A 10339-nucleotide genomic window follows, 5' to 3' on the forward strand; every position below is an offset into this window, starting at 1 on the left:
CTGCCACCCTATCCATCGGCGCCGGGGGCATCCGAGCCGGCGGCATCCGCGCCGGTGCGGCGCACGAGCGCGATGAACATGGCGTCGGTGCCGTGCCGGTGCGGCCAGAGCTGCACGGTCTCGGGCGAGCCGGCGAGGTCGAGCGGATGCCGCGACAGCGCCTGCACGGCCGCGCGTGTGTCGAGGGGCTCGATGACCCCGTTCCACCGCCCCAGGCCCGCCGTGAGCGTGCCATGCGTCTCCGCCGTGTGCGGCGAGCAGGTGACGTACGCGAGGATGCCGCCGGGTGCGAGGGCGCGCACGGCCGCGTCGAACAGCTCGCCCTGCAGGCTCGTGAGCTCGGCGACATCCGACGGCGACTTGCGCCATCGCGCCTCGGGACGCCGGCGAAGCGCACCGAGCCCCGTGCAGGGTGCGTCGAGCAGGACCCGGTCGAAGCCCCGGGGCGCGCCGAGCTCGCCGGGCTCGAACTCGCGGCCGTCGCCGACACGCACGTCGACGTCGAGCGGCACGCCGGCGATCGCCTTGCGCACGAGCTCGGCACGCGCCGGCACCAGCTCGTTCGCGACGAGGCTCGCCCCGGCGGCGAGGGCCTCGGCCGCGAGCACCGCGGTCTTGCCGCCCGGTCCAGCGCAGAGGTCGAGCCATCGCTCACCGGCGCGCACGGGCGCGGTCCGGGTCAACGCGAGCGCGGCCAGCTGCGAGCCTTCGTCCTGCACGCGGATGCGACCACTGGATGCCTCGACAGCGCCGATCGGGTCGTCGGCCGCCGCCCCGACCGGCGAGAACCGGTCGGGCTCGAATCCGTCGATCTCCGCGGTGTCGACGTCGAGGCCCGGGAGCACCGCAAGGTTCACCCGCGGCGACGCGTTGTCGGCATGGAGGAGTGCGTGGAGCTCGTCGGCCCGGCCCTCGCGGTCGAGCGCGGCGTGCAGGGCGCGCACGATCCACTCGGGGTGGCTCTCGAGTCTCGCGAGTCGCTCGTCGTCGTTGCGAGCGCCCTCCACGACGAGGTCTCGCCACGCCTCGGGCGACGTGCGCGAGACGGTGCGCAGCACCGCGTTCGCGAACCCCGCGGCCTTCGGCGCGACCCGGCGCGCGAGCGCGACCTGCTCGAACACCGCCGCGTGGGTCGGCACGCGGGTCGCGAGCAGCTGGTGTGCGCCGAGCCGCAGCACGTCGAGCACCGCCGGATCGATCGCGCTCGTCGACCGGTCGGCGGCGAGCTCGATGACCCGGTCGTAATAGCCTTGCCGGCGCAGCGTGCCGTACGTCAGCTCGGTGGCGAACGCGGCATCCGCCCGGTCGAGGCCCGCCCTGCGGATGCGCGCGGGCAGCAGGAGGTTCGCGTACGCCTCGTCGGCCCGCACCGCCTCGAGCACCTCGAAGGCGACGAGGCGGGCTTCCGAGACGCGGTCGCCGCTGCGCCGTGGGCCGCTCACCGTGCCACCGCCCGGGTGCGGCCGGCACCCCGCCACCAGTCGCCGGCCGCCATCGCGGTGCGTCCCGCGGGCTGCACGCGGCGCAGGTCGAGGGGGGTCGTGCCGGTGCCGATGAGGACGATGCGCCCCGACGCGACGATCTCGCCCGGAGCGAGCGGCGCGGCATCCGGAGCATCCGCAGCAGCCGCGAGTTCGTGCACCTTGAGGCGCTGGTCGTCGATCGTCGTCCATGCGCCCGGCTCGGGCGTCACGCCGCGGAACCGCGCGAGCACCTCCCCTGCCGGGCGCGTCCAGTCGAGGCGTGCGTCGTCGATGCCGAGCTTCGGCGCGAGGGTCGGGTCCCCCGACTGCGGCGTCGCCGTCGCCGTGCCCGCCGCGATGGCGTCGACCACCTCGGCGAGGAGCTCTGCCCCCGAGCCGGCGAGTTCGGCGAGCAGCGACCCCGCCGTGTCGCCGGGGCGGATCGCGTGGATGCGCGTGCCGTACACGCCGCCCGCGTCGAGCTCGGGCACGAGCCGGAACACGGATGCCCCGGTCTCGGCGTCGCCCGCGATCAGCGCATGCTGCACCGGCGCGGCGCCCCGCCACGCCGGGAGGAGCGAGAAGTGCAGGTTGATCCAGCCGTGCGCGGGCGTGGAGAGGAGGGGCTCCCGCACCAGCCCGCCGTACGCGACGATCACCCCGAGGTCGGGACGGAGCGCACCGATGCGGCCGGTGGCGTCGTCGCCGAGCCGTGCCGCCTCGATCACGTGGATGCCGAGGCGCTCGGCCGCGCTGGCCACGGGCGACGGCGTGAGCACGCGCCTGCGTCCGAGCGGCGCCGCCGGACGTGTCACCGCGGCGACGACGTCGTGACCGCCCGCGGCGAGTGTTTCGAGCGAAGGGACGGCGGCCGCGGGCGTACCGGCGAAGACGAGACGGAGCTTCTGCACACTCCATTGTGGCCGACGCCCGGCTGCCATGGTCGACCGCATCCAGCCTCATCGGATTGCGATGATCGACGTGGCAGATTCCCACACGTGGCACACCCTTCACGGAGTTGTCCCCACGTGACGGACCCCCATTCAGTGCTGTCAGAGAGTGATCCCGCAACGTGTGTGACCTTCTGAGGGTTCGGCGACATTCCTGTAGTGAGAGGTGCCCGTGCACCACAGCGGCGGCATCGACGTCGCGTGTCCGAAAGTACGATTCGCAGAGGGGAGAGGTGATCCATCATGGTGATCCGTTCACTGCACACGCTCGCTGTGGTCGCCGTGGTGTTGGCGGTGACTGCCTGCGCGTCCGGCCCGGCGTCCGGCCCGGACCCGAGTCCGTCGCCCGCCTCGCAGCCGGCGACATCCGCGGCCCCGACCTCGTCGGAGGTTCCGCAGATCAGCATCGGGAGTCCGGTCGCTGACGCGACCGTCTCGGTTCCATTCACCGTGAGCGGTGAGGCGAACACCTTCGAGGCCGCCCTGACCGTCGACGCCGTCGACGAATCGGGCATGGTCGCCTGCGTGCGCCACCTCACGGCGACGTCGGGCTCCGGCACGCCCGGCACGTGGGAGGGCACGCTCGCCTTCCCGCCCGAGGAAGACGCCCTGCCGGTCATGTTGCGGGCGTACACACACAGCGCGAAGGACGGTTCGATCATCGATCTCGTCGAGTTTCCGATCACCATCGCGCCCGACCGACCCGCGATCATCCTCACCAGCCCCACGTGCGGCCAGGTCTACGAGCCCGGGGGCCTCATCCTCGTGACCGGCACCGCGAACCTCTTCGAAGCCGCGCTCACGGTCGACGTGCGCGACGCGTCGGGGTCGACGATCGCCACGCTTCAGGTGACGGCGGATGAGTGCTGCGTGGAGTCGAACTTCAGCTCGAGGTTGACGCTGCCGGCCGACATTCCGCCCGGCTTCTACGACCTGGTGGCCTACAGCCTGAGCGCGAAAGACGGCAGCGTCGAGAACGAGTTCCCGGTGCAGATCGAGGTCCGCGGGTAGGTCTGGCGTGGATGCCGCGGCGGAGCGCCTGTGCGGCCGGTGGGCCGCACGGGCCGCATCGCCCGGGTTGCCGGTGCGGCAGGGGCCCGCGCCGGCCAGCCAACGCGATGCCATTTCGTGACTTTTCCTCATGTCGCGACATTCCTAGAGTGAAGGGGGGTGTGCACGTGGACGCGAGTGCTGGCACGGACGCCGAGCTCCTGGAGCGCTTGGCGAGCGGCGACCAGCGTGCGTTGGCGGTCGTGTTCGATCGGCATGCCCCGGCGGTCACGCGGTACGCCTGGGCGATCGCGCCGAGCCGGATGGATGTGGAGGAGATCGTGCAGGACACGTTCCTCACGGTCTGGCGCAAGGCGGCGGAGATCCTGATCGCGGACACGTCACTGCTTCCGTGGCTCCTCGTCACCTGCCGCAACTTCGGAATGAACGCCGTCAGAAAGGCGGCCCGCAACCAATCAGAGCGGTTCGATGACGACGTCGTGCGCCGCGCCGACGTCGTGCGCGACCATCACGATGCCGAGGCGGCGCGGGAGGACCTGCGCTGGGTCCTCGACGAGATCGAACGACTCGAACCGATCGACCGGCAGGTGTGCGAGCTCTGCTTGATCGATGGCCTGCCGTACGCCGAGGCGGCCGAGCGACTCGACCTCAGCGTCGGCGCAGTCAAGCAACGCGTGTCCCGGAGCCGGGCCAGACTGAAGAAGGCGGTGACCCTATGAGATCTGAACCTCCTACTGGAGATGAACTGACGCGCCTCCTCGTCTCGATGAAGCGCAACGTGCTCGAGCGGGTCGCTCAGGAACCGGCGCCCGCCACGCGGAAGTCCGTGCGCCGCATCTTCGGGCTCGGGCTCGGCGTGGCCGCGCTGCTCGGCGTCGGGGCGGGAGCCGCGTTCGCGCTCGGCGTGATCACCGCACCGGAGGAGGACGCGGCGACCGTGGCAACGGATGCCCCGAACACGCCGTCGACGGCATCGCAGCCGACCGAGCCGGCGACGAGCGAGTACGCGGTCACCCCGGGCCAGCCCGCCTCACGCTACGGCCTGGACTGCGGCACCCTGGTCGATCCCGCACTGGTGTCGGGCCTGTTCAGTACCGAGGTCGCTGCGATCGACCCGATCGTGTCCGAGTCGGGCGTCGGCATCGCGATCCCGAGGCGCGCGGCGATCCTCGCCGTCGGCGGCAGCGTGTGCGAGTGGTCGAACGGCGTGCCCATGAACGACCAGTACGGCGTCGAGCCGGACTACGTGGGCGTCACGATCTCGGTCGTCCCCCGCGCCGCCGCCGGCTGGAGCGAGTACGCCACCCAGCACGGGATGCCTGCTGAGGAGAGCCAGTGCGACGAGACGTCGTGCTGGGCGAGCTCCGCCGCCGGCGACGCCTGGGTCACCATCTCGGCAAACGGCGGGGAGGAGCTTGCCGCGGACCCGTCGGGCTGGCAGGCGCTCGTCGACGCGGCCGTCGCCGTGGTGGGCGCGGCCGGACCGGCCGCCGCACCGACGATGCCGGAGCGGATGACCGTGCCGGTGTCCGAGGACTGCGACGCAGTCATTCCGCTCGACCAGGTGCGGTCGATCACGGCGACGCCCGACGCGCAGGCGATGGTCGGCGCCGGGGGGTGGAGCGAGTGGGCCGAGGCCATGCTCCACGCGGATGCCGTGGGCTGCGGCTGGGGCGTCGACGACCTCAGCCGGGCAGCGAGGGTGGACTGGCTTCACCAGGGGCGCTGGGCGTACCTGCGGATGCTCCACGCCGGAATGTCGACGCCGATCCAGCTTGCCGGGCTCGCCTCGGGCGACGTGGCATCCGTCCGGTGCGACGACCGGTTCGGCACGACCTGCGCCGTCGACCTCGCGGTCGGGCGGGACTGGTACAACGTGAGCGCGAACGACCAGGCCACGGCGATCGCGCTCGCGGAGGCGCTGCTGGCTCGGCTCGCAGGCTGAGCTCGCCGCAGGGACCTGTCGAACCCCGGAACCACGACCGTTGCGGGGTTCGGTGCGGTCTCGGCAGCGACACGGTCGGCACGAGGTCGGCCTTGAACCCCCGTGCAGACGGCGGATCGATCAGCACCGAGGTGTCCAGCACTGCCCGACGGGGCTCGCTGCTCATCGCCGGCCGGCCTGACGCTCCCATGGCGGCACCCGCGGATCAGACATGTGCCGCCGAATCCTGCATCTGCACAGAACGGACGACTCGAACGGATGCCTCAGGGCACGTCGGGCTCGTCGAACCGCACCCTGAGCACGGGCGGACGGCGTACCGGGCGGCCGGCGACCGGACGCCGACGCTCGGTCGCAACCCGGACCATCTCCGCTCGAATCTCCCTGGCTACCACTGGCCCCGCACCGTAGTCGAACCGCACGATGGCCCGTTCCAGGCCGTCGTCGACCGGGACCGGCCCCAGTACGTCGACCCCGTCGACGGTGCGCGCCGCCTCGATCGCCGCGGCGACGGCCGCGCCGGATGCCGTGACGCTCGCGACCCGAACGGCGGGCGGGAAGCGGAGTGACCGCCGTGCAGCCAACTCGGTGCTCGCCCACTCGGCCTGTCGCCACGTCGCGAGGGCCGAGGCCACGGCCCCGGCCACGCCGACGAGGAACACGGAAGCGCCGGGAGCGGCGAGCGCGGCCGCATTCGACCACCATCGCAGGCAGTCCTCGGCGACGCGGAGGGACTCGCGCAGGAGCATCCGTTCGCCGTCGAGCAGCAGCACCGCCCGGTAGCCGCCATCTGCGACCGGCTCTGCGCCGCGGGTCGCGACGACGAGCGCCGGCTCGGCGGGCACGCGCAGCACCGGACGTTCGCCATCGGAGAGGACCACTCTCGTGTCGGGAAAGGCGCGACCCAATTCGTCGGCAGTACGACTCGCGCCAACGGTCACGACCCGCAGCTTCGTCCCCTCGCAGACCGGGCAGCGCCACGCACTCGCACTCGCTCCGCAGAGCACGCACCGAGGGTCGCCGCCCGACCGCGGGATCGCGAGCGCGCCGCCGCAGGCTGCGCATCGCGCCGGTTCGCGACACCGGTCGCACGCGAGGAGCGGCGCGTTCCCGGGGCGCGCGACCTGCACGAGCACGGGCCCGACGCGGGCCGCCCCCTGCGCCTCTCGCCATGCGGTGGACGGGATGCGCGCCGAGCCAGGGTCGAGCGCGACCTGCTGCTCCGTCGGAATCACCCGAGGCCGCACGTGCCCGGCCGCCGGCACGGGCGCAACCCAACCGATCTCGACGAGGCGTTCGACCTCGACGCTTCGGGTGTGCGCGAGGAACAGCAGCGCGGCGCCCGACTGCCCCTGGCGGATGAGCGCCGCATCCCGCGGGTGCACGCCGGGAGCAAGCGGCTCGGTGAGCAGCGGGTCGCCGTCGTCCCACATCGCGATGAGGCCGAGACGCGCGGCCGGTGCGTACACCGTGGAACGGTTGCCAACGATGATCCGCGCCTCGTCGCGCGTCGCCTCCAGGAAGGACCGGTACCGCTCGCCACCCGACTGCCGAGCGTCGGTGCGCAGCACTCGCCTCGGATCGACGGATGCCGCGAGCGCCGCCGCGAGCTGCTCCTGGTCGCGATAGTCGGGCACGATGACGAGCGCCGACCGGTCCGCGGCCAGCGTGTGCGCGGCCGCCTGTGCGAGCGTCGCCGCCCACGCGCCCACCCACTCCCCCGTCGGGAGTCGGACCGGGCGGGGGTCGGCGGCGAGCGACATCCGTTCACCGTGTTCGATCCCCGCCTCGAGGCGGCCGGGCTCACTCCCCGGGGTCGGCGGCAGGCCGGTGGGAAGCGGTCCGGGATCGGCCTCCGAGGCGAGCCAGAATCGCTCGGCACGCACGTACCTGCCGGGGATCGCGACGCGCAGGATGTCACTCGCGTTCCCGGCCGCCCGGTCGGCAGCGGCGCGGGCGAGCGCCCAGACCTCGGGGCGCAGCACCGGCACCTCGGAGACCACGTCGTCGAGCTCGCTCAGCTCGCCGCGGTAGTCGCTCGCCTCGGCGAGCTCGACGAGCCAGCCGCCGGCGATGCGTCCCCCCGAGCGAAGCGGCACCCGCACCCGCACACCGGCGCGTGACACGTCACGGAGTCGCTCGGGAACCGCGTAGTCGAAGAGCTGGTCGAGTTGCGGGAGCGGCGAATCGATGAGCACCCTGGCGACGGGGCCGCCCGGCACGTCAGAGCCCGGCTGCGCTGCGGAGCTCGTCGACCCGGTCGAGCCGCTCCCACGTGAAGTCGGGAAGCTCGCGCCCGAAGTGGCCGTACGTCGAGGTCTGGGCGTAGATCGGCCGGAGCAGGTCGAGGTCGCGGATGATCGCCGCGGGCCGCAGGTCGAAGACCTCGCGGATCGCGGAGATGATGCGCTCCTCGGGCAGGTGCGCGGTGCCGAACGCCTCGACGTACAGGCCCACCGGCGCCGCCTTGCCGATCGCATAGGCGATCTGCAGCTCGAGGCGGTCGGCGAGGCCCGCCGCGACCGCGTTCTTCGCGACCCATCGCATCGCGTAGGCGGCGGAGCGGTCGACCTTCGACGGGTCCTTGCCGCTGAAGGCGCCGCCGCCGTGCCGGCTCGCGCCGCCGTAGGTGTCGATGATGATCTTGCGGCCGGTGAGGCCGGCGTCGCCCTGCGGGCCGCCGATCTCGAACCGCCCGGTCGGGTTGATGAGCACGGCGAGCTCGGCTCGCGAGAGCTCGACGGTATCGAGCACGGGACGGATCACGAGCTCCTCGACCTCTGCCCGGAGCTGCTCGGTCGACACCGCGGGCGAGTGCTGCGTCGAGAGCACGACGGTCTCGATCGTGCGCGGTACCTGGCCTTCGTAGCCGATCGTGACCTGGGTCTTGCCATCGGGGCGGAGGTAGTCGAGCTCGCCCTGCTTGCGAACGGCGGAGAGCCGCTCGGCGAGGCGGTGGGCGAGCCAGATCGGCACCGGCATGAGCTCGGGGGTCTCACGGGTCGCGTACCCGAACATGATGCCCTGATCGCCCGCGCCCTGCATGTCGAGCGCGTCGTCACTCGCCCGCTCGCGCGCTTCGTAGGCGTGGTCGACGCCCTGCGCGATGTCGGGCGACTGGCCGCCGATCGACACCGACACGCCGCACGAGCGCCCGTCGAACCACACGTCGGACGAGTTGTACCCGATCGACGTGACCCGGTCGCGCACGATCGCGGGGATCTCCACGTACCCCGACGTCGTCACCTCGCCGGCGACGTGCACGAGGCCCGTCGTCACCAGGGTCTCGACGGCCACCCGGCTGTGCGGGTCGACCGTGAGCAGTGCGTCGAGGATCGAGTCCGAGACCTGGTCGCAGATCTTGTCGGGGTGCCCTTCGGTCACGGACTCGGACGTGAAGAGGCGGAGTGCGCTCATGTGGGCTCGTGTTCCTTCGTCGTGGGGGCGGCGACCGCCGCGGTCTTCATCTCCGAGACAACCACGTCGATGATGTCGTCGGCCACCGACATCTTCGTTCCGTGTACTCGTGTGACGATCTCGCCATTTCGTCCGATGACGACGATGCGGTTCTCGTCGCTCGCGAATCCCTCGCTCCATCCGACCCGGTTCACGACGAACAGGTCGGCGCCCTTTGCCTCGCGCTTGGCACGGCCGAGGGCGAGGAGCTGCTCGTCGTCGGACTCGGTCTCGGCGGCGAAGCCGATGAGCAGGGTGCCGTCGTGCGGCGAACGGCCGAGCCCCGCGAGGATGTCGGGGTTGCGCACGAGCTCGAGCGTCAGCCCCGAGTCGCCGGCGTCCTTCTTGATCTTCGACTCGCTGACCGCGGCGGGCCGGTAGTCGGCGACGGCGGCCGCCATGACCACGACGTCGGCGCCCTTCGCGGCATCCGTCACCGCCTGCTGCAGTTCGAGCGCAGTCGAGACGCGGCGGATGTCGCAGCCGGCGGGCTCGGCGATCTCGAGGTTCGCGGCGATGAGCATGACGTCGGCGCCCCGGCTGCGCGCCGCCTCGGCGATCGCGACGCCCTGCTTGCCGCTGGAGCGGTTGCCGAGGAAGCGCACGGGATCGAGCGGCTCTCGGGTGCCGCCCGCGGTGACCACCACTCGACGCCCCGCGAGGTCGCGTCGACCGGATGCCGCCACGCGATCGAGTGCGGCCGCGACGATGACGTCGGGCTCCTCCATGCGTCCGGGCCCGCTGTCGACGCCGGTCAAGGGGCCGACCGCCGGACCGACGACGGTGACCCCGCGGGAACGGAGAATTGCGATATTCGCCTGGGTCGCCGGATGCCGCCACATCTCGGTGTGCATGGCGGGCGCGATGACGACCGGCGCCTCGCTCGCGAGCACGGTGTTGCCGAGCAGGTCGTCGGCGAGTCCGGTGGCGAGCTTCGCGATGGCGTTCGCCGTCGCCGGCGCGATCACGATGAGGTCGGCGGACTGCCCGATCGCGACGTGGCGCACCTCTGCGACGCCCTCGTACAGGTCGGTGTGCACCGGGTTGCGCGAGATGGCCTCGAGCGTGGGGCGTCCGACGAAACGGAGCGCACCATCGGTGGGCACGACGTGCACGTCGTGCCCGCCGAGCACGAGGGCACGGACGACGCCGACGGCCTTGTACGCCGCGATGCCGCCCGTGATGCCGACGACGACCTTGAGCGGCGACATCCGCAGCGTGCTATTCGCCGATCGGGCGGAGCTTGAGCTTGTCCTCGTTGATCTCGTGCAGCGCGACCGAGAGGGGCTTGTCGTCGATGGAGGAGTCGACGAGCGGGCCGACGTTGTCGAAGAGACTGCCTTCGTGCAGATCCGCGTAGTAGTCGTTGATCTGGCGGGCGCGCTTGGACGCGAAGATCACGAGCTGGTACTTCGAGTCGACCTTCGAGAGCAGGTCGTCGATGGGCGGATCGATGATGCCGGACAGCTTCTCAGCCATGTACAGAGCTCCTTAGAACGAGAACGTGCGCACACTGG

Annotated in this window: 9 protein-coding genes; 3 read left to right on the forward strand and 6 right to left on the reverse strand. The window is 72.0% G+C overall.

Annotated elements, in window-relative coordinates; genetic code table 11:
- Positions 1 to 8 precede the first annotated feature (8 nt).
- Both ACFWN7_RS01025 and fmt read right to left on the reverse strand, forming a co-directional pair.
- A complete protein-coding gene (locus ACFWN7_RS01025) occupies positions 9 to 1442 on the reverse strand; it encodes an RsmB/NOP family class I SAM-dependent RNA methyltransferase (RefSeq protein ID WP_376936795.1) in 1434 nt (477 codons plus the stop codon).
- Positions 1439 to 2374, reverse strand: a complete 936-nt coding sequence (gene fmt / locus ACFWN7_RS01030) for a methionyl-tRNA formyltransferase (protein WP_376936796.1) — start codon at positions 2372 to 2374, stop codon at positions 1439 to 1441. Before fmt ends, ACFWN7_RS01025 begins: the two co-directional genes overlap by 4 nt.
- Positions 2375 to 2656: 282 nt before the next feature.
- Here fmt and ACFWN7_RS01035 point away from each other — a divergent pair, with 282 nt between their 5' ends.
- The 3 genes from ACFWN7_RS01035 (at position 2657) to ACFWN7_RS01045 (ending at position 5369) form a co-directional block, all read left to right on the forward strand.
- Positions 2657 to 3424 carry a Gmad2 immunoglobulin-like domain-containing protein gene (locus ACFWN7_RS01035; RefSeq protein ID WP_376936797.1) on the forward strand — a complete coding sequence of 256 codons (768 nt, stop codon included), beginning with the start codon at positions 2657 to 2659 and terminating at the stop codon, positions 3422 to 3424.
- Between the two features lie 167 nt (positions 3425 to 3591).
- Positions 3592 to 4143, forward strand: a complete 552-nt coding sequence (locus ACFWN7_RS01040; protein WP_376936798.1) for an RNA polymerase sigma factor — start codon at positions 3592 to 3594, stop codon at positions 4141 to 4143.
- A complete protein-coding gene (locus ACFWN7_RS01045) occupies positions 4140 to 5369 on the forward strand; it encodes a hypothetical protein (RefSeq protein WP_376936799.1) in 1230 nt (409 codons plus the stop codon). Before ACFWN7_RS01040 ends, ACFWN7_RS01045 begins: the two co-directional genes overlap by 4 nt.
- 263 nt (positions 5370 to 5632) lie before the next feature.
- On the opposite strand, the gene ACFWN7_RS01050 is transcribed toward ACFWN7_RS01045, so the two are convergent.
- The 4 genes from ACFWN7_RS01050 to rpoZ are packed head-to-tail and all read right to left on the reverse strand — an operon-like array spanning position 5633 to position 10301.
- Positions 5633 to 7588 carry a primosomal protein N' gene (locus ACFWN7_RS01050; RefSeq protein ID WP_376936800.1) on the reverse strand — a complete coding sequence of 652 codons (1956 nt, stop codon included), beginning with the start codon at positions 7586 to 7588 and terminating at the stop codon, positions 5633 to 5635.
- A 1-nt stretch (position 7589) separates the two neighbouring features.
- Positions 7590 to 8783, reverse strand: coding sequence for a methionine adenosyltransferase (metK, locus tag ACFWN7_RS01055; protein WP_376936802.1), 1194 nt, complete (start codon positions 8781 to 8783; stop codon positions 7590 to 7592).
- Complete coding sequence (gene coaBC, locus ACFWN7_RS01060) at positions 8780 to 10033, reverse strand: bifunctional phosphopantothenoylcysteine decarboxylase/phosphopantothenate--cysteine ligase CoaBC (protein ID WP_376936803.1); 1254 nt, start codon at positions 10031 to 10033, stop codon at positions 8780 to 8782. Before coaBC ends, metK begins: the two co-directional genes overlap by 4 nt.
- Before the next feature lie 10 nt (positions 10034 to 10043).
- Positions 10044 to 10301 (reverse strand): DNA-directed RNA polymerase subunit omega, encoded by a 258-nt coding sequence (gene rpoZ, locus ACFWN7_RS01065; protein WP_376936804.1) that lies wholly within the window; start codon positions 10299 to 10301, stop codon positions 10044 to 10046.
- Between the last annotated feature and the right edge of the window lie 38 nt (positions 10302 to 10339).

Origin of the sequence: Agromyces sp. NPDC058484 (assembly GCF_042720415.1) — a bacterium.
GTDB lineage: Bacteria > Actinomycetota > Actinomycetes > Actinomycetales > Microbacteriaceae > Agromyces.

Bases quoted from the DNA above. Each gene is read 5' to 3' on its own strand.
- ACFWN7_RS01035 (WP_376936797.1), top strand. From the start codon at position 2,657: ATGGTGATCCGTTCACTGCACACGCTCGCTGTGGTCGCCGTGGTGTTG.
- ACFWN7_RS01045 (WP_376936799.1), top strand. From the start codon at position 4,140: ATGAGATCTGAACCTCCTACTGGAGATGAACTGACGCGCCTCCTCGTC.
- metK (WP_376936802.1), bottom strand. From the start codon at position 8,783: ATGAGCGCACTCCGCCTCTTCACGTCCGAGTCCGTGACCGAAGGGCAC.
- coaBC (WP_376936803.1), bottom strand. From the start codon at position 10,033: ATGTCGCCGCTCAAGGTCGTCGTCGGCATCACGGGCGGCATCGCGGCG.
- rpoZ (WP_376936804.1), bottom strand. From the start codon at position 10,301: ATGGCTGAGAAGCTGTCCGGCATCATCGATCCGCCCATCGACGACCTG.